The following is a 23,008-nucleotide window of genomic DNA, read 5'->3' as shown; positions in this document are numbered from 1 at the left end:
AGTTCGCAGATGATCATGGGAACCCGCCCCGCCCCGGACGGCTCCACCCGCGCCGCCGTGCTGCGCGCGCACGAACAGCCACTCACCCTGGAGGACATCGCACTGCCCGAACGGTGCGAGCCGGGCGCCGTGTTGGTCCGGATCGGCTGCGCCACGCTGTGCGCCACCGATGTGCACCTGTGGCGCGGCGCGATGAGTTTTCCCGGCATGTTGCCGATGGTGCTCGGCCACGAGATGACCGGTACGGTCGAGGCGGTGGGTGTGGGCGCCATCGACGCGCTGGGCCGCACGCTGCGAGTCGGCGATCGCATCGGCTGGTCCGAGTCGACGTGCGGCAGCTGTTACGCCTGCACGGTGCTGCGGCGGCCGGTGGGGTGCGTGGATCGGGGCTACGGCTTCCGCCAACGCTCGGACCGATGGCCCTATGCCACAGCCGGGTTGGCCGAGTTCGCCTACGTCGGGCCGCGCGCGGAGAAGGTGCTCGTGCCCGACGACGTGCCCGACACGTGGGCCGCGTGTGCGGGGTGTGCGGTCAAGACCGTGCTGCACGCCTTCGACCGGGCGGGCGGGGTACGGCCCGGCGCCGAGGTGGTGGTGCAGGGTGCCGGGGCACTGGGCCTGGTGGCCGGTGCGATGGCCAAGGCGAGCGGCGCGCGGACGGTGATCACCATCGGCGGGCCGGCGGGCCGGTTGGAACTGGCCCGGGAGTTCGGCGCGGACGTCGTCATCGGCCTGGACGGCGACCCGGACGGCCGGCGCGAGGAGGTACTGGCCGCCACCCGCGGGCGCGGCGCGGACCTGGTCCTGGATCTGGCCGGGGCACCCGCGGTCGGCGCGGAGGCGGTCGAACTCGCGGCGTTCGGCGGCACGTTCGTGATCGTCGGCAGTACCGGACCCACTCCGGAGCGGTTGCCGCTGGGGACCGTGATGGGTAAGGAACTCAATGTCGTCGGCTCGCTCAACGGCGATGTGGGCGACTACCACCGGGCCGTCGAGTTCCTCCGCGACTTCCGGCAACGCTTCGACTGGGACCGGCTGTTCGCCGAGCCGGTCGGGCTGTCCGGGGCGAGCGAGGCGCTGGCGGCGATGGGTCGACAGGAGCAGGTCAAGGCCGTCGTACACCCGTGGCTTCCGTGAGCTCGCACATCGTTTCGCCCGCGCCGGGGTCGGGTGCGGTGGCCGATGCCGAGGTAGGCGATGTCGAGGTAGGCAACGCCGAAGTAGCCGATGCCGAAGTAGCCAATGCCGAGAGGACCTTCGATGGGTGACATCGACAGCAACGCCGTTCCGCGACGCCGGTTGGGGGTCGAGGGTCCGTCCGTGTCCGCTCTCTCCCTGGGCTCGTGGCACACCTACGATCGCATGGACTTCCACGACGCGGTCGACCTGGTCACGTGCGCGGTCGAGGCCGGGATCAACCTCTTCGATGTCGCGGTGTACGGGATTCCGGGACAGAAGCCGGTGTTCACCGACGTGCTGTTCTCGGCGATCGTGCGGGCGGCGGGGTTGGCGCGGGAGGAGTACCTGTTGTCGACCAAGGTGTGGCTGGAGGGCTATCCGGCGCAGTCGTTGCGCGAGCAGGTGGAGCGGGCGATGTTCCGGGCCGGGACCGAGTACGCGGATCTGGCGATCCTGGGCGACATCCGGAGCGAGGATGTGGACCTGGAGCAACTCGCGGGCGACATCGCGGAGTTGGAGAAGGGTGGGTTGATCGGGCACTGGGGGGTGAACAACTGGTCGGCGCAGGCGATCACCACGATTCGTGCGCATGCGTTGGTGGCGGGGTCGCCCGGACCGCAGGTCGCCCAGCTGAAGTACAGCCCGTGTCGGCGGGCGATCGCGGACGGTGCCCCGTTCGCCGAGTTGTTCTCGGCCGGGTTGTCGATGCAGGCGTCGGACGTGTTGGAGGGCGGCATCCTGGCCGGCAAGGTCGCGCCGACCCGGGAGATCGGGCGGGACCCGGGTGGGGTGCGGGAGCGCATCATCGCGTCGGCGCCCGGGCTCGCGGCGGTGGCGGCCGAACTCGACGCGAGTGCCGCGCAGGTGTGCATCGCGTTCGCGCTGTCGCATCCGGCCACCGCGAGTGTGTTGTTCGGCGCGACGCGGCGGGAGCAACTGATGGACAACATCGGCGGGTTGCGGCTGCTCGATCGGGTCGGGGCCAGCGCGTTGCGGGCGCGGTTGGTGCCGTTCTTCGCGGACGGTGGTTCGGTGGACCCTTCGGGTCCTTGACGGGATTCGGTTGGGTGGGGGCGGGCACTCGGTCGAGTGGCCGCCCCCTCGGCATACGAGCTCCGGCCGGGGTGGGTCGGCCGCGAGCGCCGGTCGGGCCGGCTTTCAGGCTCCCGAGCCGGCCGGGTTCGCCGTGTCGTGGTCGGACCATGCGGCGGACAGGGCGGTGCGGAGGGCCGAACCGTGCCGGGTGAGCAGGTTCAGGGCCTCGAGGTTGTCGTGCCATTGGCCGAGGCGGCTGGCACCGAAGAGGACCGTGGCGACCGTGGGGTTGGCCAGGCAGAAGGCGATGCACACCTGGGCGGGGGTGGCGTCGAACTCGGTGGCGACGCGGGCGACCAGCGGGTGGGCGGCGCGGATGCGGTCGCGGATGTTGCCGGGGTCGGCGCCGATCTTGCGTTGCGGGTGCAGGTTGCCGGCCAGGATGCCGCCCTCCAGCACGTCGGACGCCTGCATGGCCAGGCCGTCGGCGAACAGTTCGGCGAAGGGCTCGCCCTCGGGCACCGTGCGTCGGGCCGGGCTGTACTTGAGCTGGGCGAAGGTCGGTGGCGTCAGGCCCTGTTCGGCGGCGAAGCGCCGGGCCCGCCACACGTCCCCGGCGGACCAGTTGTTGACGCCCCACGCGGTGAACCGGCCGGCCGCGATCTCCTCGGCGACGTCGCCGACCACGGCCGGGACGTCCAGCTCGCCGAAGAAGTCGCCGACCACGACCAGGTCGGCCCGGTCGGTGCCGATCCGGTCGAGTGAGACGGCCAGTTGCTCGGCGAAGCCCTTCTTCGGGTACTCCCACAACCACAACTTGCCGCACAGCAGGTAGTCCTCGCGGGCCACGCCCGCCTCGCGGATCGCCTGCCCGAAGATCAGGTCGGTGCGCGCGTTCTCCGCGTGCGGACCCATGTCGTAGTGCGCCACGTCGAAGAGTTCGACCCCGTGTGCGAGTGCGTCGCGGATCAGCGCGACGGCGTCCGACATGCTCATCCTGTCCCAGGTGTTCCACGAGCCGAGGCCCAGCACGGGCACCTCGGGACCGTGCGCGCCGAGTCGACGACGGGGCACGGGACTGTCGGCGGGGGAGTGCGGCACTGATCCTCCTGGGAAGCGGCGATCGACCCGAATCGGCGGATCGCCATCGATCGCCATTGTTGACGGCATCGGTAATCATATAGCATTCCAGATACCAACTTCCTGTCCCGCGAGGAGATCCGATGTCAGTTCCCTCGGACGTCCAGGCCGAGGTCGGCCCCGCTTCCATCGTCGATGTCGCGATCGGATACATGGCCGCCAAGCAGCTGTTCGCGGCCAACGAGGCGGGCCTGTTCGCGGCCCTGGCCGACGGCCGCGCGCCACTGGAAGAACTCGCGACCCGCACCGGACTGCCGACCCGGACCGCGCTCATCCTGGCCGACGCGATGGTCGGCCTGGGGCTGCTGGAGCGCGACGCGGACGGCTACGCCAACTCGCCCGCCACGCTGCGCCATCTCAGCGGGTCCGGGCAGGACGTGGACCTGCGCCCGTTCCTGAGCTTCCTGGACACCGTCAGCTACCCGCACTGGCTCGGCTTCGCCGAGACCTCGCGCACCGCGCGGCCGGCCCCGCTCGACCTGGGCGGCGACCGGCTCGGCGTCTTCCTCGGCGGCGTGATGACCTACAACGCGTTGCACGCGCGGATGCTGGCGCGAGCCTACGACTTCGGCGCGCACCGGCGTGTACTGGACCTGGCCGGCCTGTCCGGATCCTTCCTGGCCGAGGCGCTGCGGGCGCATCCCCGGTTGCGGGCGACCTTCGTGTCCGGCGGCGACCTGGTCGGCCACGCGGAGCAGACCCTGGCCGCGGCCGGCGTCGAGGAGCGGGTCGAGGTGGTCACCGCCGACCCGCTGACCGACGAGGTGCCCACCGGCTTCGACCTGGTGCTCCTGGAGCATGTCGTGCACCGCTTCGACGCCGAGCAGAACCGGCGGATCGTGGCGGCGGCGCGCAAGGCGGCCGAGCCCGGGGCCCGGCTGCTGCTGCTCGACTTCTTCCTGGAGCCGGACGGCGTCCCGCGGCTGATCGACACCCTGCACGCGGGGGAGTACCTGGTCATCGACGGCACCATCGTCTACCCGCGCGGCGAGGTCGAGGACTGGCTCGTCGAGGCCGGTTGGCAACCGGTGGACCTGCTCGAACTGCCGGGCAGCCCGCGGGTGATCGTGGCGGAGGCCCGATGAGCGCGAGCCGGGTCGTGGTGGTCACCGGTGGCGCGAGCGGCATCGGTGCGGCCGTCGCCCGCGCCTTCGCCGAGCACGGCGACCGGGTCGTGATCGCCGACCGGGACACCGAGGCGGCCGAGCAGGTCGCCCGCGAACTCGACGGCGTCCCGATCGGCATGGACATCACCGACCCCGCGTCGGTGGCCTCGGCCCTGGACCGGGTCGTCGCCGAGGTCGGCCCGCTCGCGGTGCTGGTCAACAACGCCGGGCTGGTCGCCGGCGCCGGGCTGCTCGTCGAACTGCCGATCGAGGTCTTCGACACCGTGGTCGCGGTTAACCTGCGCGGCACCTTCACCGTCACGGCCGCCGCCGCCCGACGGATGATCGTCGAGGGCGCCGGCGGTGCCATCGTCAACATCAGCTCGATCGGGGCCCGCCAACCCACCGCGGGCCTGGGGCACTACGAGGCCACCAAGGCGGCGGTGGACGCGCTCACCCGCACCGGCGCGATCGAACTGGCCCCGCACCGCATCCGGGTCAACGGCGTCGCACCCGGACCGGTGCACACCCCGATGACCGCCGGGCTGATGTCCGACCCGCAGGCCCGGCAGGCCTGGGAGGCGCGGATCCCGCTCGGTCGGATCGCGGTGCCCGCGGACGTCGCGCCGCTCGCGGTGTTCCTGGCCTCGCCGGCCGCGGCGCACATCACCGGCACCATCGTGCCGGTGGACGGCGGTCAGCTGCTGGTCTGACCGGCGCCGACGCAGCGGGGGTGGGCGACGCACGGCCCCGGAGTGGCCGGACGACACGGGGAAGGGCGGGCTCGACAGAGCCCGCCCTTCCCCGTGCGGCGAGTGGCCTCGGGTGGCCCCGCGCGATGCCCGGGTACCGCCGCGCCGCTACGGCGTCCCCGCCTTGGCCTGGTGCAGTGCGGCCGCGGTGGCGATCTTGTGCGCGCACGCCGCCTGTTCGATCACCCGCGGGTCGGCGCCCGCGCCGATCAGGTCGAGCAGGTTCTCGTGCTCGCGCACCGAGGTGCGGGCCCGGCCGGGCACGTAGGTGAAGGTCGACCGGCGCATGTGGTCCAGCCGCGCCCACTCCGATTCGAGCAGCGCGTTCAGGTGCTTGTCGGGGCAATGCGCGTAGAGCGAGAAATGAAACTTGCGGTTGAGCGCGGTGAACGCGGTGGGATCGAAGTCCGCCAGCGCCTCCACCATGCGGTCGTTGATCGCCCGGGCCTCGGCGATGTTCGCGGCGCTCATCAGCGGGGCCGAGATCGCGGTCGCGTAACCCTCCAGGCGGGCCAGCACGTTCAGCGAGTGCTCGACCTGCGAACGGTCGAAGACCGCCACCCGGGCGCCGACGTTGCGCACGATCTCCACCAGGCCGTCGGACTGGAGCCGGCGCACCGCCTCGCGCAGCGGGATGGTGCTGACCCCCGCCTCGCGGGCGAGCTGGTCGAACACCAGCCGGTATCCGGGCCCGTAGGTGCCGTCGAGAATGCGGCTGCGCAGCAGCTCGTAACACATCTCCGACTTGGACGCCTTGGCGGCCTTGCTCGCGGCGGTGGTTGCCTTTGCGGGACTCAACTACGGTCTCCTCAGTCTGGGCCGGACACGGTCGCGGGCCGGGACGAGGTGTCCCGGCCCGGCGGGGTCCGGCGTGGTCCGGTGGGCGTGGTGCGCCGCGGCGGGTCAGTGGTCGAGGACCCGAACGGCCAATTCGCGGAAGAACGGGTGGACCAGAACGCCGTGGTGGTCGCCGGCCATGGCGACCCGTTGGGATCCCGGGGCCAGCGGGAGCAGTTCCCCGGTGCCGTGCGTCATCGCGTCGTCGACGCCGACCACGAACCACGGCGGTGTGCCGCCCGCCCACGGCTTCGGCGCGAACGGAGTGCTGCGCAGGCCCTCGACACAGGTCACCAGACCGTCCGCGCGCGCACCCTCGGCGCGGATCATGCCCGCGATCATCCCGATGAGCGGATCGGCGGACGGGGTGGCCTCGTCGTGCACCGCCCGGCGCAGCTCCGCGACGTCCACGGCGGCGAACGGCTCGGTCGGGCTCAGCCCGCCGAGCAGCACCCGGCCGATCCGCTCCGGGGCCAGTTCGGCCAGTTCCCAGACCAGGCGGGCGCCGAGCGAGTACGCGACGACGTCGAACCGGTCCGCGTCGTACGCGTCGACCACGGCCAACAGGTCCTGTGCCGAGGCGATCGCGTCGACCTCCTCGGCGCTCGTCGGTGCGGGGCTGGCGCCGTGGCCGCGCAGGTCCGGCGCGAGTACGGTGCGGCCGGCATCGAGCAGGGCCCGGACCATGCCCGTCTCCAGCCACGCGCGGCGCGCGCTGGAGCAGAACCCGTGCACGAGCAGCACCGGAGGCTGCTCGGAGCGCTCGGCGCTCGGGTAGGTGGTGACGGCGAGGGGCTGCCGCAGGCGCATCCTACTTCTCCAGTCAGCTATTTCGGATACGATTTCAGATCGTACACCAGGGGCGAATACTCAAAGCTGCGACCCGATCCGGAATCCGTCGCCGGCCGCGTCCCGCGCGAAGGAGAATCCGTCGGCGCCGACGGTCACGTCCGCCTCGTGGTTCTCCTGCCGGGCCAGCACCGGTTGCGGGCTCCCGGCCAGGTCCAGGACCGGGGACGCCTCCGCGTACCAGGACGGCACCACCGGGTTGCCCCACCAGTCCCGCCGCTGGTTGTCCCGCACGTCCCAGGACAGCACCGGGTGGTCGGGATCGCCCGTGTAGTAGTCGGTCGTGTAGATCTCCACCCGATGCAGGTCGGGGTCGCGCACGTACACGTAGAACGCGTTGGACACCCCGTGTCGCCCCGGCCCGCGCTCGATGTGCGCGGACCGGCGGCGGGCGCCGAGCAGGTCGCACACGTGCAACACCTGGCCGCGCTCGTGCGTGCTGAACGCGATGTGGTGCAGCCTCGGCCCGTCGCCGCCGGTCAGCGCTATGTCGTGCACGGTGTCCTTGCGATGCAGCCAGGAGGCGTACAGCGTCTCGTCCTCGCCGCGGATGTCCTCGGTCACCCGAAAGCCCAGCTCGCGGTAGTAGCGCTCGGCCCGGGCCACGTCCGGCACCACGATGTTGAAGTGGTCCAGCCGGGCTATCGCGCCCGCGCCGTGCAGGTCGTAGCGCTGATGCAGCCGCGGCACGTGCTCGGCCTCGTAGAAGAACTCCAACGGGAACCCCAGCGGGTCCAGCACGCGTACGGCCGGCCCGATACCGCGGGTGGCGCCCGGCGCGCGGCGTTGTACCGGCACCCCCAGCGCCCGGTAGTAGCGCTCGGCCACGTCGACCTCCTGCGGCGCGCGCACCCGGTACGCCAGCGCGGCCAGCGCGCCGGCGGTACCCCGCCGCAACACCAGCGAATGGTGCAGATACTCCTCGAAGGCGCGCAGATACACCGCGTCCTCGTCCTCGTGGGTGACCACCAGCCCGAGCAGGTCCACGTAGAACTCCCGGGACGCGGCCAGGTCGGTGACCACCAGCTCGGCGTACGCGGCGCGCACGATGTCCGGGCAGGGCAGCGCGCGCGGTTCGGGGGCGGGCGCCCCGGGACGGGTGGTGGGCACGGGCGGCAGGGGCGGAACGGACGAAGTCGGCATCGCACTCTCCTCCTGTTCGAGGCGCCGGATTCGGCCGGCGCGAGCGGACCCGGTCACCGGGGCCCGATCCGGAAACTAGCGCTCCGCCCCGGGATCGGGCTACGGCCCGGCCGCGTCGGACGCCACGTCACGCGGCACCGAACCGGGCGGTGTGCAGCGGCGCCATGGCCACGTGCACGGCCTGCTGCGAGGTGTAGAAGTCGATCGAGCGGTAGCCGCCCTCGTGGCCGAGCCCCGAGGCCTTGATCCCGCCGAACGGGGTGCGCAGATCGCGCACGTTGTGCGAGTTGATCCACACCATGCCGGACTCGACGCTCTGCGCGACCCGGTGCGCCCGGCGCAGGTCGTTGGTCCACACGTAGCCGGCCAGGCCGTAGCGGACCGCGTTGGCCAGCTCGATCGCCTCGGCCTCGTCCGCGAACGGGGTCAGCGCCACCACCGGCCCGAAGATCTCCTCCTGGAAGATCCGCGCGTCCACCGGCACGTCGCAGAAGACGGTCGGCGCCAGATAGTTCCCCACCGGCAGGTGCGCGGGCCGGGTGCCGCCCGCGACCAGCCGCGCCTCGCGCCGGCCCACCTCCACGTAGGCGAGCACCCGCTCGTAGTGCTCGGGATGCACCAGCGCGCCCACCTCGGTGGCCGGGTCCTGCGGCGGACCCACCACGATGCGCTCGGCCCGGGCGGCGAACCGCTCGACGAACTCGTCGTACACCGCCCGCTCCACCAGAATTCGCGAACCGGCCGTGCAGCGCTCGCCGTTGAGCGAGAACACGCCGAACAACGCGGCGTCGATCGCGTCGTCCAGGTCGGCGTCGGCGAACACGATCACCGGGGACTTGCCGCCGAGTTCCATCGACAGGCCCTTGAGGTGCCGGGCGGCGGAGCCGAAGATCGTCCGGCCGGTGGTGGTCTCGCCGGTGAACGAGATCAGCGGCACGTCCGGGTGCTCGACCAGGGCCGCGCCCGCCTGTTCGCCGAATCCGCCGACCAGGTTGAACACGCCCTGCGGCAGGCCCGCCTCGGTCAGGATGTCCGCCCACAAGGACGCGGACAGCGGGGTGAACTCGGCCGGCTTGAGCACCACCGTGCACCCGGCCGCCAGCGCCGGTGCCAGCTTCCACGACTCCAACATGAACGGCGTGTTCCACGGCGTGATCAGGCCGGCGACGCCGATCGGCCGGCGGTTGACGTAGTTGAGCTGACGACCGGGCACCTTGTACGCCTCGTCGGTCTGACCGACGATCAGGTCCGCGAAGAAGCGGAAGTTCTCCGCGGCGCGCTGCGCCTGGCCCAGCGCCTGGGTGATCGGCAGGCCCGTGTCGAACGTCTCCAACTCGGCCAGTCGAGCGTCCCGGCGCTCGACCTCGTCGGCGATCCGGTTGAGCACCCCGGCCCGGTCCTTGGCCTGCATGTGCGGCCACGGGCCGGAGGTGAACGCGCGTCGGGCGGCGGTGACCGCGGCGTCCACGTCGGCCGCCTTGCCCGCCGCGGCGGTGGCGTAGGGCAGGTTGGACGCGGGCGCGCAGACCTCGAAGGTGGCGCCGTCCAGCGAGTCGACGTGTCGGCCGTCGATGAAGTGGCGCAGCCGGGTCGGCAGCGCGGTGGGCACCTCGGAGTGCTCGACGGGCGTCGTCGTGGTGGTGCTCATATGGCTTCTTCTCCAAGGGCGGGGTCGGTCAGCAGGTCGAGCCGGCTCTGCGCGAGGTCGGTCACGCGCGCCCGGCCGCGTTCGGACAGCGGCAGCAACGGCGGCCGGACGAAGTCGGAGCCGATCAGGCCGCGTTGGTGCATCAGCCACTTGGCGGGTGCCGGGTTGGTCTCCACGAACAGCAGGTCCACCAACGGCTGGACCGCGTAGTGCAGTTCGCGGGCGCGGCCCAGGTCGCCCGCCTGGTAGGCCTCGTACATCTGCGCGACCGCGCTCGGCGCGATGTTGGCGAGGGCGGAGACGAAGCCCGCTCCGCCCAGGGTGAGCACCGGCAGGCACAACAGTTCGATGCCGGACCACACCAGCAGTTCCGGGCCGGCGGCCTCGATCACCCGGGAGAAGTGCTCGAAGTCCTTGGTGGTCTCCTTGATGCCGACGATGTTCTCGTGCGCCCGGAACAGGCGGGCCACGGTGGGCGGATCGATCTCCACGGCGGTGCGGCTCGGCACGTTGTAGATCACCACGGGCAGGTCCGGATACTCGCGGGCGATCGTCGAGTACCAGGTGAACAGGGCCTCCTGGGTGGGCCGCGCGTAGTAGGGCGTGATGATCAGCACCGCGTCGGCGCCCGCGTCCCGGGCGATCCCGGTCAGTTCCAGGGTCTCGTCCAGCTTGGTCGACCCGGTGCCCGGCAGGAACGGCACCCGGTCGTCGATCTCGGCGGCGACCACCCGGATCGCCTCGGCCCGCTCGGCGAGGGTCTGCGCGGACGGCTCGCCGGTGGAGCCGCCGAGCGAGATGCCGTGCGAGCCCGCCGCGAGCTGCCAGCGGACCAGGCGGCGCAGCGCGGCGTCGTCGACCGCGCCCGCCGCGGTGAAGGGGGTGACCAGCGGCGCGATCGAGCCGCAGATCAGGGACGGGTCGGCGCGGTACTTCATCGGTGCTCCTCGCGAGTGGTGGTCGGGGCGGTGCTTGCGGCGACGGGATCGGGTGCGGTCGCGGCCCACGCGCGGTAGGCGGGCTCCCAGTCCGGGCCCAGCGGGTACAGTCCGGCCAACCCGGCGCCGGCGGCGACCTGTTCGGCGATGAACCGCTCGCGGGACTCCTGCTCCTCGGCGGCCCGGACGACCTCGGCGACCAGGCCGGGCGGGATCACCACGGCGCCGTCGTCGTCGGCGACCACGACGTCGCCGACCTGTACGGTGGCGCCGCCGCACGCGATCGTGACGTCGGTCTCCCAGGGCACGTGCCGGCGGCCGAGCACGGCGGGATGCGCGCCGGCGGCCAGCACGGGCAGGCCCAGTGCGGCCACGGCGGCGCTGTCGCGCACGGCGCCGTCGGTGATGATGCCCGCGGCGCCCAGGGTCTTGGCGCGCAGCGCGAGGATGTCGCCCAGGGTGCCGGCGACGGCCGTGCCGCGGGCCTCCATCACCAGGACCTGGCCCGGTTCGAGCGAGTCGACGGCACGTTTTTGCGCGTTGAAGCCGCCGCCGTGGGCGGCGAACAGGTCCTGGCGGAACGGGACGAAGCGCAGCGTGCGGGCGGTACCGACCAGGCGGGTGCCCGGGGTGAGGGGGCGCACGCCGTCGATGCTGACGGTGTCGAAGCCGCGGGCGCGCAGTTGCACGCTCAGCGTGGCCACGGCGACGCCGGCGAGCCGGGTGCGCAGGTCGTCGGTGAGGCCGACGGGGGCGGGGGCCTCGCCGGCGTCGACTTCCTCGGGTCGGGTGCCGGTGGCGTCCGCGCGGGTGGCCGGGTCGACCCTGGGCGGGGAGCCCCAGGCGGGGAGTTCGCGGCCGGTGAGCACGTCGGTGCGCAGCCGGCCGGTGCTGTGGTGGGGGTGGTCGAGGCTGTCCACCTCGACCTCGATCCGCTGTCCGATCCCGGCCACCGAGGCGCCGGCGGGGGTGCCGGTCAGGATGACGTCGCCGACTTCGAGGGTGAGCAGCCGGGACAGGTCCGCGATCAGTTCGGCGAAGCCGAACAGGAGCGTCGCGGTGGTGTCCTCCTGGACCAACTCGCCGTCCAGCCAGGTGCGTACGCGCAGCGCCTCGGGGCGCAGGTCGGCTGCGGGCAGCAGGGTCGGCCCGAGCGGGGTGAAGCCGTCGCCGCCCTTGGCCCGGACGTTGGAGCCGCGGTCCGCATAGCGCAGGTCGTACAGGCCCAGGTCGTTGGCGGCGGTCACCCAGCCGACGTGCGCCCAGGCCCGGGCGGGGGACACGCGGCGGGCGGTGCGGCCGATCACGAGCGCGATCTCGCCCTCGAAGCCCAGCAGTTCGACGCCGACCGGCCGCTCGACCGGGCCGGATCCGGTGAGCGAGCTGCTCGGTTTGAGAAAATACGAGGCGTGATCGGGGACTCGCCCGCGTTGTTGCGCGCGGGAGCGATAGTTCAGGTGCACGGCCAGCACCTTGCCGGGTCGCCGCCCCGTCGCCGCGGTCACCGCATCGTGCGTCACTCGCCACCCCTTTGCGCCTCGGATCAGCGATGCCATCTCGGAACGTATATGATTCCGGATAGAATAATAGAGGTGATCTCGGTTCCACTGTCAACCACCCGGGCGGGCACGCTCGTTCGCGGCACGTGCGGGTGGGGGCGGTGGTGGGATGTGCGAGTGAGGGCGTGCCGGTGAGGCGGGAGGGGCGCGCGGGTTCAGGCAGGGGGGCGGCGGCGCGAAAGCGGGGACACGTGGGCGAAGGGTGTGCGGGCGGGGCGGGTGGGCGAGGTGGCGCGTGCGGGCGGAGGCACGCGGGCCCCGGTGCGGGCTGCCCGGCCCGACGGCGCCGGCGCCCGGCGCGGGTCGGCGGCGCGGTGGCCGGGTAACGATCACGCGTGACCGCACCCGCGTGCCGACGCCGGTTCGGGTGGCTGCACCGATACGGTCGTCTCGCGTCACCGCCGAGCAGAACGAGGAGATCCACGTGGCTGTCGACCCCAGCGATCCGGAAACGTTCCAGGAAGAGGACGACGACGCGACGGAGCTCGCTGCGGAAACGCCCGAAGCGGACGCCGCCGAGCAGCACATCGACGTCCGAAGGGACCGCGACGCACCACTGACCCGCGTCGACCCGGACGCCGCCGACGAGGGCGACGCCGTCGAACAGACCCGGGTCGTCGAACTGGACGAGGACGACTACCGGTAGTTTCCGCCCGGCATCTCAGGGAGGTTCGCGGCCGGTTCGGCCGGCTTCGTGGATGGTGCGTGCTCGCGGCGCGGGAGCAGCAACGGGGTGGCCAGAAGGAGCACTCCGGCGGCTGCGATCGCGCCCCGGGGGCCGATGACCGCGGCCAGCAGGCCCCAAGCCGCGGTGAGCGCCGCGATGGCGGCGCTTGCGCTGACCGACCAGGCGGTCAGGGTGCGGGCGATCCGGTCCGGGTCGGTGTGTTCGAGCCGGTGGGTGGCCAGCACCGGGTTGAACAGGCCGCAGCAGGTCACCAGGCCGAGTTGGATGGTGACCACGAGGACGATGCCGGGGACGCCGGGCCGCACGAACGCCAGTCCGAGGGGCCAGCACGCGCGCAGCGTTCCGGCGGTGCGAAGCACCCTGTGCCGCCCGAACCGCGCCACCAGCGGGGGTGCGAGGCGGGCACCGAGCAGGCCGCCGACGCAGGGGGACGCGAACACGAGACCGTACTGCCAGGGTGCGTATCCGAGATCGCGCAACAGGAGCACGGCCATCAGCGGTTCGGAGGCCATGATCAGGCCGCTGACCACGATCGTGTTGAGGAACAGCGGGCGCAACACCGGGTGGGCGAGGATGTGGCGCCACCCCTCGGGCAGATCGCGCGCACGCAACCGCGGTGCGGCGGTCCGTGGTTCCGACCCGCCGATGGAGCGGATGCCCAGCGCCGAGAGCAGGTAGCTGACCGCATCGGCGAGCACGGTCGTCACCGGGCCGAACAACGTGATCGCCGCCCCGCCGAGCGGTGGTCCGACCGTGATCGCGGTCCACGTCGTGGACTCGAATCGGCTGTTCGCGACGAGCAGGTCCGCCGGCGGCACGAGCGTCTTCAGATACGCACCGGCCGCCGCCTTGAAGGCGATGTCGGCCGCGGCGACGACGACGGATACGACGAGGAGTTGGGCGAAGCTCAGCAGCCCGAGCGCGAACGCGGCGGGGATGCTCAGCAACGCCGCGAACCGGATCAGGTCCATCGCCACCATGACCGGCCGTTTACGACGGAACTCCACCCACGGGCCGAGGGGTACCGCCACCAGGGCCCCCACCGCACGCCCCGCCGCGGCCAGCACCGCCACCTGGGCCGGCCCGGAGTCCAGTACGAGCACCGCGATCAGGGGAAACGCACCGAAGCCGAGCGAGGTGCCGTACGCGCTGACGGCATACGCGGCCCACAACCGCCCGAACCGCCGCCCCAGCGCCCGCCGACCCGCCATCCCCAACGCACCCCTCGCCGAGCCCGAACCCGCTGACCACCGGCATCAAAGCGAGTGACGGACGGCGAGAGCAAACAACCGATCGACCACGAAGACACAACCATGGGTTGTACCCCGTGCGCCCGTGGGCGTCGGCGCGGTCCGGAACAGCGATCGGGGCTCCGCGGACACACACGCGGAGCCCCGAATACCCGGTCGGGGAGGAGGGCCGAACCGGGGGCCTGGCGGATCAGCCGTGGTGGCCGCCGACCACGTCCGCGCCGTGGTGGCCGGCCTCGAGGTCGTCGTCGTGGTCGCCGTCGATGTTGGCGCAGAAGTTCCCGAACGTCGGGTTGATGAAGCCGGCCACGTCGATGGTGTTGCCGCAGAAGTTGACCGGGATGTGGATCGGGACCTGGACGTTCAGGCCGGAGACCACGCCGGGGGAGCCCACTGCGGCGCCCTCGGCCTCGGCGGCGGCACTCGCGGCACCCGCGCCGGCCATGACCAGGGCGGCGGTGCCGGCGGCCATCACGGTTGCCTTCTTGAACGAGCTCACTGGGGTTCTCCGTATCGACCCTCGCGCCGCCCGGATGGGGCGCGTTCTCGCTGTGCAACGAGGCCGAATGCCCCGGGCAACCGGTCGGTGTCGACGTTCACCCGAACGCGGGGCAGGCCCGCCGCGTCGGGTCGCCGGTGTCCGGAAACCCGATGGCGATGCCGACCGGGCCCGGCTAGCGTCACGACGGTGAGCCTCGACATCCGGGAGATCCCCGAAGAACACCTGGACCAGATATTGGATCTCGCCGACCTGGCCTTCCACGAGAAGGATTCGGACGAGAAACGCGAGCGCTACCGTGACGTGTTGAGCAGATGCGACCGCATCGGGGCGTACGACGACGACACCCTGGTCGGCCAGGTCGCCGCACACCGCTTCGCGCTGTCCGTGCCCGGCACCGAACTGGGCTGCGCCGGGCTGGACTTCGTGGCCGTCGCGCCCACCCACCGGCGCCGCGGGCTGCTGGCCCGGATGATGGCCGAGCAGTGGCGCCGGTGCGCCGCGGCCGGCCAGGCGCTGTCCTGTCTGTGGGCCTCCGAGAACGCGATCTACGGCCGCTTCGGCTACGCCCCCGGAACCGAGGGCTACACCGTCGAGATCGACAGCCGACGCCCGCTCGCCCTGCGCATCACCCCGGACCCGCGCCCGCTGCGGCTGATCGACGCGGCCAAGGCGCCGGCCGTGCTCGATCCCGTGTACGAGGCGGCGCGCGCGCTGCGCCCGGGCCGCTTCGCCCGGGACGAGGCGTGGTGGGCCAAGCACGTGTTGGACTCGGACGACGATGACGACGACGAGGGGCCGGCCCGGATCGTCGTGCTCGGCGAGCCCGGTGCCCCCGTGGCCGGCTACGCCGTCTACCACGTCACGGCCGGCACGCCGCGGGTGGTCGAGGTGCGCGAACTGGAGGCCGACAGCGCCCCGGTGGCCGCCGCGCTGTGGGACTACCTCGCTTCGATCGACCTGACCGGCAAGGTGGTGGCCTGGATCCGGCCGTTGGACGATCCGCTGCTGCTGTTCGCGGCCGATCGGGACCAGGTGCGGGTCACCAAGCAGTTCCCGGCGTTGTGGATCCGCCTGGTGGACGTGCCCGCCGCGCTGACCGCGCGCTCGTGGGCGGCAACCGTCGACGTGGTTCTTCAGGTCCGCGACCGGGGAGTGCCCGCCAACGACGGCAGGTTCCGCCTGACCGCCGACCCCGACGGCGCGACCTGCACGCCGACCGAGGCGCCGGCCGAACTCACCCTGGACGTACGCGAACTGGCGGCCGGCTACCTCGGCGGCACTCCGGTCGCCCGCCTGGTGGCGGCCGGACTGGTCGTGGAGCACACGCCGGGCGCGGCGGCCCGCCTGGACGCGGCGCTGCGCACCGACCTGTTGCCGTTCGCCCACGAGGACTACTGAGCACCCGCCGCCGACTCGACGCCGGACGCGAGTGGGCGAGTGGTGCGCCCCGGGTCGCCCGGCCGGCCCGGGGCGGCCGGGCAGGCGACCCGGGGCCTTGGCGATCCCCTCGTCAGAGGCTCGCCGCGGGGCCCGGGGGTGGGTCGGGCGGCTCGTTCTGGTGCGCCGCGAAGTAGCGCACCAGGTCCGGGTCGAGCGGCGGGACCGCGGTGCGCACGCCGCCCGCGCGCAGCGAGGTGGTGGCGGCGACTCCCGCGGCCACCGCCTCGCGGGCGGCGACCGGCGAGGTGCGGGTGGGCCCGCCGTCGACCGCGAAGCGCAGGAACTCCGCGACCAGGGTCCGGTCCGCGCCGCCGTGCAGGCCGCCGCCGGGCACGGACTCGCTGCGGTCGGCATCGGCCCGGTATCCGGAACGGCGCAGGTTCCACAGCTTGATCGAGGGGTGGTCGTCCTCCAGGCCGTCGCCGAAGTTCTCCAGCCGACCCTCGTCCCCGATGACGGTGTAGTTGCGCCAGTAGTCGGGCGTGAAGTGGCACTGCTGGTAGCTGGCCAGGACGCCGTTGTCGAGGCGGGTGAGCATCATGCTGATGTCCTCCACGTCGACGATCGGGTTGAGCCCGGTCACCGCCGTCGGCGGCCAGACCTCGGGCGCGAAGCCGTCCTGGGCCCATGCCTGTTCCTCCACCCGGCCCGCCGCGTCCCGGCCGACGCCGGCGAGCACCGGATCGCGCCGGGGATTGCCGCCGTAGACCGCCAGGTCGCCCATCGCGACCACGTCCCGCGAGTAGCCGCCGGCCAACCAGTGGATCACGTCCAGGTCGTGTGCGCCCTTTTGGAGCAACAGGCCGGTGGTCCGCGCGCGTTCGGCGTGCCAGTCCTTGAAGTAGAAGTCGCCGCCGTGCCCGACGAAGTGCCGGCACCACACCGATCGGACCCGGCCGATCGCGCCTTCGTCGATCAACTCGCGCATCCGCCGCAACATCGGCAGGTGCCGCAGGTTGTGCCCGACGTACAGCCGGGTCCGCGATTGTCGGGCGGTGCGCAGCAGTCGGTCGCAGTCGGACACGGTGATGGCCAGCGGTTTCTCCACGAAGACCGGCACGCCGGCGGCGAGGAAGAACACGCCGGGCTCGACGTGTCGATCGTCGGGGGTGAGCACGAAGACCGCGTCGAGCCGGTCGTCGAGCATGCGTCGACAGTCGCTGTGCACGGCGACGTCCGGGCCGAACAGGTCGACGGCGTCGGCCCGTCCGCGCGCGGCGGGGTCGGCGCAGGAGACCACCCGCGACCGACCCGGCCGATGCGCCTGCACGGCCAGGGCGGCGCGCTGCCCGACCCCGACGACGCCCACGCGTAGCTCGTCCATCGGGTCAGTTCCCGAGCGTGGCCCGCAGCGCGGGCTGGAGCAGGTCGCCGTGGGCGCGGGCCATGTCGTCGCACAGGTCCCAGATGCGCTCGACCGGCAGCGCGGCGGCGGTGGCCGGGTCGGCCATCGCGGCGTGCCGGATGTGCCGCGGGTCGTCCTCCAGGGCGGCGCGCACGACCAGGTCGTTCATGCTCAGGTAGGCGCGGTTGAGCGCGGCGCACTGCGCGGGCAGCGCGCCGACCCGGGTGGGCTGTACGCCCAACGCATCCACCAGGCACGGGACTTCGACGACACCGTCGGCGGGCAGGTTGTCGATCAGCCCGTGGTTGGGCACGTTGCCGTAGACCGTGCGCGGGGTGCCGGTGACGATGCTGTGGATGATCTGCGGCGCGTACTCCATGGTGGACTCGACCGGGACCGGCTCGCCCGCTGCCAGCGCCCGACGGGTCTGCTCGTAGGCGGCCATGTTCTCGTCGACGATGCCGAGGTAGGCGCCCACCGGCAGGCGCAGCCGGGTGATCTCGCTGTCGTGGCCCAGGTACCAGGGCACGTACTCGCTGGAGTGCTCGCTGGTCTCGGTCGGGTAGTAGCCGAGCCGGCGGTACATGTCCACCCGGACTCGACGCCGCAGTTCGGCGTCCTCGGCGATCAGCGCGTCCAGCTTCGGGTACAGGTCGGCGCCGTTGTGTTCGAAGCGCAGCACCCAGGCCTGGTGGTTGACGCCGGCGGCGCGGTAGTCGACCTCCTCGTACGGGATCCCGACCAGGTCCGCGAGGCCCTGCATGGTCCAGTAGACCGAGTGGCACAGGCCCACCACGCGGGTCAGGCCGGTGGCGCGGGTGAGGTAGCCGACGTTCATCGCCATCGGGTTGGTGTAGTTCAGCAACCAGGCGTTCGGGCAGATCTCGGCGATGTCCTCGCCGAGCGCCCGCAGGACCGGGAAGGTGCGCAGGGCCCGGAAGATGCCGCCGATGCCGAGGGTGTCGCCGATGGTCTGGCGCAGGCCGTAGCGGGCGGGCACCTCGAAGTCGATGCGGGTGGCCTCGCGCATGCCGACCTGGATGATGTTGATCACGAAGTCGGCGCCGACGAGTGCCTCGCGACGGTCGAGGTGGGTGCTGATGTGCGGGTCCGCGCCGCGTTCGGCGGCGATCAGGCGGGCCGCGCCCTGCGCGGTGGCCAGCCGCTCCGGGTCGATGTCGTGCAGTGCGATGTGCGCCTGCCGCAACTCCGGGAAGGCGAACAGGTCGGCGAGCAGCCCCTGGGTGAACACGACGCTGCCGGCGCCGACGAAGACGATCTTGGTGCGGGTCATCACTGGTTCTTTCCGTTGCGGGCGAGGGCTGCGACAGCCTCGTCCCAGGTGGGTTGGGCCGGCGTGCCGCCGTGTGCCCGGGTGGACAGGGCACCGCACGCGGCGGCGAATTCGAGGGCTCGGGCGGGTGATTCGCCGCCGAGCAGTGCGGCCAGGTAACCGGCGTCGAAGCTGTCGCCGGCGCCGACCGTGTCCAGCGGCCGGGCCGGGATGCCGCGGGTGCGCAGCACCGTGCGGCCGTCGTGTGCGAACGCGCCCTCGCCGCCGTTCTTGACCACCACCGTCGGGCCGTAGGCGGCCAGTTGCGCGGCGGCGTCCTCGGGGGTGCCGGTGGTGAGCAGGGCCAGCGCCAGCGCCTCCCGGGCGTTGGGCAGCAGGATGTCGACGACGGGCAGGACGGCGGCGAGCCCGGCGGGGTCCCAGCGGCCGGTCGGGTCGTCGTTGGTGTCCAGCGAGGTGCCGGCGCCGTGCGCCCGGGCGATGCCCAGCAACTCGGGCAGAGACGCGGCGAGTTCGGGCATCAGGAAGTAGGAGGCGGCGTGTACGTGTCTGCTGTGTGTGAGCAACTCCTCGGGTACGTCGTCGGGTCCGGTGGCGGCCAGGGTGCCGGCGGCGGTGAGGATCGCGCGGTCGCCGTCGCCGCGGGTGAGCACCGTGGTCAGCGGCGTCGGCAACCGCGTGTCCGTGCGCAGCGCGGCGGTGTCGACGCCCCGGGCGGTCAACGCGGCGCGCACGAAGCGGCCCGCGTCGTCGTCGCCGACCCGGCCGGCGATGGCCACGCGCAGTCCCAGCCGGGCCGCGCCGCACGCGGTGATCGCGGCGGATCCGCCGAGGGTGAGCAGGCCGGTGGGCACGAGTCGTTCGCGTTGCCCGTAGGCGGGCGGCTCGTCGAGGGGACCGAGGACGACATCGGGATTGGCGTCGCCGATGACGAGAAGGTCGAAGGTGTGCGGCATCGGGCTTCCTGGGTGCGGGTGGTGCCGGCGAACTGCCGGGCCGGTCTGCGGCGCGGTCGAGCGCACCGATCGGTCAGCGGTGGTCGTTCGGATCGGGTCGGACGGCGGCGCCGTCGGGGCGGGTGTCCCCGGAAGGGTCGAACTCCCGTGACACCGCTATCCCTTGAGCCCGCTGGAGGTGATGGACTGGATGAACGCCTTCTGCGCGCCCAGGAAGGCCAGCAGGACCGGGAGCACGGTGATCACGTTGCCCGCCATCACGGCCGACCACTGGGTGTGGTGCTGCCCCTGGAAGGTGGTCAGGCCCAGTTGCAGGGTGTACTGGGTGTCGTGGTTGATCGCGATCAGCGGCCAGGTCAGGTCGTTCCAGGTGGTCAGGAAGGTGAGCACGGCGACGGTGCTCAGTGCGGGCCGGGACAGCGGCAGCACGATCAGGATCAGCACCCGCAGCCGGGAACAGCCGTCGATCCAGGCGGCCTCCTCCAGTTCCCGGGGCAGCGACAGGAAGAACTGCCGGAGCATGAACACCGCGAACGGCGTCACCAGGGACGGGATGATCAGCGCGCCCAGCGTGTCGATCAGCCCGAGCCGCTTCATGATCAGGAACGTCGGGATCATGGTGAGCTGGAACGGGATCGCCATCGTGGCCAGCATCGCCACCATCAGCGCCCGCGAACCCGCGAACCGCATCCTGGCGAACGCGTACCCGCCCAACGCCCCGAAGACCAGGTTGGAGGCCACCGCGACCGCCGAGACGATCAGCGAGTTCATGAACCAGCGCGGGAACATCGCGTTGCCCAGCACGTAGCGGTAGCCGCCCAGGTGGATCCCCGAGGGCCACAACGCGGGTGGGAACCGGTTGATCTCCGCGTTGGTCATCACCGAGCTGAGCGCGAGCCACACCAGCGGCAGCGCGAACAGCAGGGACAGCGGCGCGAGCAGCAGATGCCACGGGCTGAACGGGAGCAGGCGGCGCCGGCGCGAGCCCGGCGCCGGGCGCGCATCGCTGCGCGGACGGGCGGCCTCCACGGGTGCGGCGGTGGTCGTGGTCATCGTGCGGCCCCTTCGACGGCGGCGGGCCTGCGACCGCGTACGAACCGCATGCCCACTCCGATCACCAACAGGGCGACGGCGAGCACGTAGGCGGCCGCCGCGCCGTAGCCGGCGGTGAAGTTCTTGAACGCCTGCTCCCAGATGAAGTAGACGATGACGGTGGTCGAGCCCAACGGCCCGCCCTTGGTGGTCACATAGACCAGGTCGAAGACCTGCAGCGCGTTGATCGTCTGCCAGAGCAGCAGGAAGACGGTGACCGGTGTGAGCGTGGGCAGCACCACGTGGCGCAGCAGTTGCCATCGCCCGGCGCCGTCGAGACGGGCCGCCTCCAACAGCGAGGGCGGCACGTCCTGGAGCGCCGCGAGGTAGATCACCACGCAGAACCCGGTTCCGCTCCACACCGAGATGGCCACCAGCACCAACAGGGCCTGTCCGGGGTCGGTGAGAAAACCCTGCCGGCCGATCCCCAGTGCGTGCAGGACCGAGTTGGCCGCGCCGAACTCCGGGTCCAGGATGAAGGAGAACAGCACCCCCTGGGCCGTCGCCGAGATGATGAACGGCACGAAGATCAGCGTGCGGTACACGCCCACCAGTCGGATCCGCCGGTTCAACACCAGGGCCAGGAACAACCCGAAGGCCATGCTCAGCGGCACGTACAACGCCGTGTACAGCAGCGTGTTGCGCACGGCCTGGCCGAAGTGCGGGTCCTGGGTCAGCGCGTCGTAGTTGTCCAGGCCGACCCAGCGACTGGGGGTGACCAGGTCGTCGGCCCGGAAGGAGAGCAGCAGCGACCAGACGAACGGCACCACGCTCAGACCCAGGATGACCACGACGGCCGGAAGGATGTACGTCCACGCGGTGGCCGACTCGCGCCGGCGTCTGCGACGCAGGGTGCGCCGTTGTCGATCCTGGTCCGAGAGCGTGAGTGGAGCGGGCAGTGACGACATGAGAGGGCTCCTCAACTCAACGCGGGATCACGAGGGCGGCCTTGGCCGCGGCGGCGCAGCGGTTCAATGCCCGGGTCGGACTGCTCTTGCCGAGCAGCACGGAGACGATGGCCTCACCGAGCGCCATCGAGATCTGCGGGTAGGCGGGATGCACCGGACGCACGCGCGCGGTCTCCAGCGCCTTGGTGAACACCTCCAGGCCGGCGGTCTGCGCGGTGTGCTCGCGCCATTCGGACCTGGCCTCGCCGGCCCGGCTCAGCGGCAGGCTGCCGGCCTCGACGTCCCAGCCGACGTCCTGCTCGGGCTGGATCAGCCAGGACACGAAGGTGCGCGCCGCCCGTACCCGGGCACTGCCGTTGTCGAAGACCGTCCAGGTGTCCGGTGCGCAGATGGTCATCGGCCGGCCGCTGTAGGTGGGCAGCGGCACCACGTGATAGTCGATCTCGGCCTGGGCGATGTCCGGGATCTGCCACGGGCCGGTCAGCACCATGCCCATCCGGCCCGATGCGAAGACCTGGTACATCTGCTCGCTGCCGGGCTTGGGGTCGATGTAGACGCTCTTGCTCCGGGCGAGCGCGTCCACCGTCTCCAGCGCGCGCGCCCCCACGTCCTTGAAGCCGATGTTGCGACCGTCCTCGGCGACCACGTCGCCGCCCAGGTCCCACACCATCGGCCACAGCCGCCACACGGTGTCCTCGTCGCCCACGCCCGGCCAGCCGGTGCCGAAGACGCCGCGTTGTGCGTCGGTCAGCCGTTGCGCGGTGGCCAGGAAGTCGTTCCAGGTCCAGCCCGGTTGCGGCAGCGGGATGCCGGCGTCCTGGAACAGCCGTTTGTTGCAGATCACCGCGAGCGCGTCCATCACGGCGGGTGCCGCCCGCACCCTGCCGTTGATCGTCACCGCCGCCCTGGTGGGTTCCCAGTAGTTCTCCCACGGGTTCGGGCCCGAGCGCAGGCTCTCGCCCAGGTCGACCACCTTGGGGCTGCGGGCGACGCCGGCCAGGTCGGACCCGAAGATGTAGGCGATGTCCGGGTAGGAGCCGGAGGCGAGGGCGGCGGTGATCTTCTGCAACATCGCGTCGGCGAGGACGCCGCCGCCGAGGTCGACCCGGATGCCCGACTGGGCGCGGTGGAACTTCTCCACCAGGGCCTCCAGCGCCGCGCGGCCGGTGTCCGTCTGACCGTGCCACATCTCGATCGTGACGCGCCCGTCCGTACCCACGCCGTCGTCGGTGCCGGCGCACGCGGACAGCGCCGCGGCGACCGCGGCACCGGCGCCGACGCGCAGCACGCCGCGGCGGGAGAGACCTGCGGGATGGTGCCGGCCGAGAACCACTGGACCTCCAGGAG

At 72.2% G+C, this 23,008-nt stretch carries 21 protein-coding genes; 6 read left to right on the top strand and 15 right to left on the bottom strand.

Features of this window, described 5'->3' with window-relative positions:
- The first annotated feature begins 9 nt into the window (after positions 1-9).
- Positions 10-1,137 (top strand): zinc-binding dehydrogenase, encoded by a 1,128-nt coding sequence (locus tag ACFZBU_RS13450; protein WP_391583653.1) that lies wholly within the window; start codon positions 10-12, stop codon positions 1,135-1,137.
- A 123-nt stretch (positions 1,138-1,260) separates the two neighbouring features.
- Positions 1,261-2,232, top strand: coding sequence for an aldo/keto reductase (locus ACFZBU_RS13445; RefSeq protein WP_391583652.1), 972 nt, complete (start codon positions 1,261-1,263; stop codon positions 2,230-2,232).
- Between the two features lie 105 nt (positions 2,233-2,337).
- Here the strand turns inward: ACFZBU_RS13445 and ACFZBU_RS13440 are convergent, their stop codons facing one another.
- Complete coding sequence (locus ACFZBU_RS13440; RefSeq protein WP_391583651.1) at positions 2,338-3,315, bottom strand: aldo/keto reductase; 978 nt, start codon at positions 3,313-3,315, stop codon at positions 2,338-2,340.
- Between the two features lie 122 nt (positions 3,316-3,437).
- Here ACFZBU_RS13440 and ACFZBU_RS13435 point away from each other — a divergent pair, with 122 nt between their 5' ends.
- Positions 3,438-4,439: a methyltransferase gene (locus tag ACFZBU_RS13435; protein ID WP_391583650.1), complete on the top strand. Its 1,002-nt coding sequence runs from the start codon at positions 3,438-3,440 to the stop codon at positions 4,437-4,439.
- Positions 4,436-5,173, top strand: coding sequence for an SDR family NAD(P)-dependent oxidoreductase (locus ACFZBU_RS13430; RefSeq protein WP_391583649.1), 738 nt, complete (start codon positions 4,436-4,438; stop codon positions 5,171-5,173). The genes ACFZBU_RS13435 and ACFZBU_RS13430 overlap by 4 nt, the downstream gene beginning before the upstream one ends.
- Before the next feature lie 147 nt (positions 5,174-5,320).
- Here the strand turns inward: ACFZBU_RS13430 and ACFZBU_RS13425 are convergent, their stop codons facing one another.
- The 6 genes from ACFZBU_RS13425 to ACFZBU_RS13400 form a co-directional block, all read right to left on the bottom strand.
- On the bottom strand, positions 5,321-6,010 hold the full coding sequence (locus ACFZBU_RS13425) for a GntR family transcriptional regulator (protein ID WP_391583648.1): 690 nt from the start codon (positions 6,008-6,010) through the stop codon (positions 5,321-5,323).
- Between the two features lie 105 nt (positions 6,011-6,115).
- Positions 6,116-6,859, bottom strand: coding sequence for an alpha/beta fold hydrolase (locus ACFZBU_RS13420; RefSeq protein ID WP_391583647.1), 744 nt, complete (start codon positions 6,857-6,859; stop codon positions 6,116-6,118).
- 60 nt (positions 6,860-6,919) lie between these two features.
- Positions 6,920-8,041, bottom strand: coding sequence for a 3,4-dihydroxyphenylacetate 2,3-dioxygenase (gene hpaD / locus ACFZBU_RS13415; RefSeq protein ID WP_391583646.1), 1,122 nt, complete (start codon positions 8,039-8,041; stop codon positions 6,920-6,922).
- Between the two features lie 127 nt (positions 8,042-8,168).
- Positions 8,169-9,689, bottom strand: coding sequence for a 5-carboxymethyl-2-hydroxymuconate semialdehyde dehydrogenase (hpaE, locus tag ACFZBU_RS13410; protein WP_391583645.1), 1,521 nt, complete (start codon positions 9,687-9,689; stop codon positions 8,169-8,171).
- Entirely contained in the window at positions 9,686-10,627 is a 942-nt protein-coding gene (gene dapA / locus ACFZBU_RS13405; protein WP_391583644.1) for a 4-hydroxy-tetrahydrodipicolinate synthase, read from the bottom strand. Before dapA ends, hpaE begins: the two co-directional genes overlap by 4 nt.
- Positions 10,624-12,147: a fumarylacetoacetate hydrolase family protein gene (locus ACFZBU_RS13400; RefSeq protein WP_391583643.1), complete on the bottom strand. Its 1,524-nt coding sequence runs from the start codon at positions 12,145-12,147 to the stop codon at positions 10,624-10,626. The genes dapA and ACFZBU_RS13400 overlap by 4 nt, the downstream gene beginning before the upstream one ends.
- A gap of 463 nt (positions 12,148-12,610) precedes the next feature.
- On the opposite strand from ACFZBU_RS13400, the gene ACFZBU_RS13395 reads away from it, so the two are divergent.
- Positions 12,611-12,832: a hypothetical protein gene (locus tag ACFZBU_RS13395; protein ID WP_391583752.1), complete on the top strand. Its 222-nt coding sequence runs from the start codon at positions 12,611-12,613 to the stop codon at positions 12,830-12,832.
- Here the strand turns inward: ACFZBU_RS13395 and ACFZBU_RS13390 are convergent.
- Positions 12,823-14,085, bottom strand: a complete 1,263-nt coding sequence (locus ACFZBU_RS13390) for an MFS transporter (protein ID WP_391583642.1) — start codon at positions 14,083-14,085, stop codon at positions 12,823-12,825. The two genes, ACFZBU_RS13395 and ACFZBU_RS13390, sit on opposite strands and share 10 nt — an antisense overlap.
- Before the next feature lie 229 nt (positions 14,086-14,314).
- Positions 14,315-14,623 (bottom strand): chaplin, encoded by a 309-nt coding sequence (locus ACFZBU_RS13385; protein WP_391583641.1) that lies wholly within the window; start codon positions 14,621-14,623, stop codon positions 14,315-14,317.
- 189 nt (positions 14,624-14,812) lie between these two features.
- On the opposite strand from ACFZBU_RS13385, the gene ACFZBU_RS13380 reads away from it, so the two are divergent.
- The gene (locus ACFZBU_RS13380) at positions 14,813-16,024 is read left to right on the top strand and encodes a GNAT family N-acetyltransferase (RefSeq protein WP_391583640.1); all 1,212 of its coding nucleotides are present in this window, start codon (positions 14,813-14,815) and stop codon (positions 16,022-16,024) included.
- A 112-nt stretch (positions 16,025-16,136) separates the two neighbouring features.
- On the opposite strand, the gene ACFZBU_RS13375 is transcribed toward ACFZBU_RS13380, so the two are convergent.
- The 6 genes from ACFZBU_RS13375 to ACFZBU_RS13350 all read right to left on the bottom strand — a co-directional run bounded on the left by ACFZBU_RS13375 (position 16,137) and on the right by ACFZBU_RS13350 (position 22,994).
- A complete protein-coding gene (locus tag ACFZBU_RS13375; protein WP_391583639.1) occupies positions 16,137-17,390 on the bottom strand; it encodes a Gfo/Idh/MocA family protein in 1,254 nt (417 codons plus the stop codon).
- Between the two features lie 4 nt (positions 17,391-17,394).
- Positions 17,395-18,705, bottom strand: coding sequence for an alpha-glucosidase/alpha-galactosidase (locus ACFZBU_RS13370; protein WP_391583638.1), 1,311 nt, complete (start codon positions 18,703-18,705; stop codon positions 17,395-17,397).
- Positions 18,705-19,661 carry a carbohydrate kinase family protein gene (locus ACFZBU_RS13365; RefSeq protein ID WP_391583637.1) on the bottom strand — a complete coding sequence of 319 codons (957 nt, stop codon included), beginning with the start codon at positions 19,659-19,661 and terminating at the stop codon, positions 18,705-18,707. Before ACFZBU_RS13365 ends, ACFZBU_RS13370 begins: the two co-directional genes overlap by 1 nt.
- Positions 19,662-19,817: 156 nt before the next feature.
- Positions 19,818-20,714: a carbohydrate ABC transporter permease gene (locus ACFZBU_RS13360; RefSeq protein WP_391583636.1), complete on the bottom strand. Its 897-nt coding sequence runs from the start codon at positions 20,712-20,714 to the stop codon at positions 19,818-19,820.
- Entirely contained in the window at positions 20,711-21,661 is a 951-nt protein-coding gene (locus ACFZBU_RS13355) for a carbohydrate ABC transporter permease (RefSeq protein WP_391583635.1), read from the bottom strand. The genes ACFZBU_RS13360 and ACFZBU_RS13355 overlap by 4 nt, the downstream gene beginning before the upstream one ends.
- Positions 21,662-21,677: 16 nt before the next feature.
- Positions 21,678-22,994, bottom strand: a complete 1,317-nt coding sequence (locus ACFZBU_RS13350; RefSeq protein WP_391583634.1) for an extracellular solute-binding protein — start codon at positions 22,992-22,994, stop codon at positions 21,678-21,680.
- Positions 22,995-23,008: the final 14 nt, after the last annotated feature.

It is taken from the genome of Embleya sp. NPDC008237 (genome assembly GCF_042956465.1).
In the GTDB taxonomy this organism is placed as follows: Bacteria; Actinomycetota; Actinomycetes; order Streptomycetales; family Streptomycetaceae; genus Embleya.
This window is presented reverse-complemented; position numbering and strand designations above follow the sequence as displayed.

Excerpts from the sequence above, each read along its gene's own strand:
- ACFZBU_RS13420 (WP_391583647.1), bottom strand. The coding sequence starts at position 6,859 with ATGCGCCTGCGGCAGCCCCTCGCCGTCACCACCTACCCGAGCGCCGAG.
- ACFZBU_RS13370 (WP_391583638.1), bottom strand. The coding sequence starts at position 18,705 with ATGACCCGCACCAAGATCGTCTTCGTCGGCGCCGGCAGCGTCGTGTTC.
- ACFZBU_RS13360 (WP_391583636.1), bottom strand. The coding sequence starts at position 20,714 with ATGACCACGACCACCGCCGCACCCGTGGAGGCCGCCCGTCCGCGCAGC.
- ACFZBU_RS13390 (WP_391583642.1), bottom strand. The coding sequence starts at position 14,085 with ATGGCGGGTCGGCGGGCGCTGGGGCGGCGGTTCGGGCGGTTGTGGGCC.
- ACFZBU_RS13375 (WP_391583639.1), bottom strand. The coding sequence starts at position 17,390 with ATGGACGAGCTACGCGTGGGCGTCGTCGGGGTCGGGCAGCGCGCCGCC.
- ACFZBU_RS13365 (WP_391583637.1), bottom strand. The coding sequence starts at position 19,661 with ATGCCGCACACCTTCGACCTTCTCGTCATCGGCGACGCCAATCCCGAT.
- ACFZBU_RS13355 (WP_391583635.1), bottom strand. The coding sequence starts at position 21,661 with ATGTCGTCACTGCCCGCTCCACTCACGCTCTCGGACCAGGATCGACAA.
- hpaE (WP_391583645.1), bottom strand. The coding sequence starts at position 9,689 with ATGAGCACCACCACGACGACGCCCGTCGAGCACTCCGAGGTGCCCACC.
- ACFZBU_RS13450 (WP_391583653.1), top strand. The coding sequence starts at position 10 with ATGATCATGGGAACCCGCCCCGCCCCGGACGGCTCCACCCGCGCCGCC.
- ACFZBU_RS13445 (WP_391583652.1), top strand. The coding sequence starts at position 1,261 with ATGGGTGACATCGACAGCAACGCCGTTCCGCGACGCCGGTTGGGGGTC.
- ACFZBU_RS13435 (WP_391583650.1), top strand. The coding sequence starts at position 3,438 with ATGTCAGTTCCCTCGGACGTCCAGGCCGAGGTCGGCCCCGCTTCCATC.
- hpaD (WP_391583646.1), bottom strand. The coding sequence starts at position 8,041 with ATGCCGACTTCGTCCGTTCCGCCCCTGCCGCCCGTGCCCACCACCCGT.
- dapA (WP_391583644.1), bottom strand. The coding sequence starts at position 10,627 with ATGAAGTACCGCGCCGACCCGTCCCTGATCTGCGGCTCGATCGCGCCG.
- ACFZBU_RS13430 (WP_391583649.1), top strand. The coding sequence starts at position 4,436 with ATGAGCGCGAGCCGGGTCGTGGTGGTCACCGGTGGCGCGAGCGGCATC.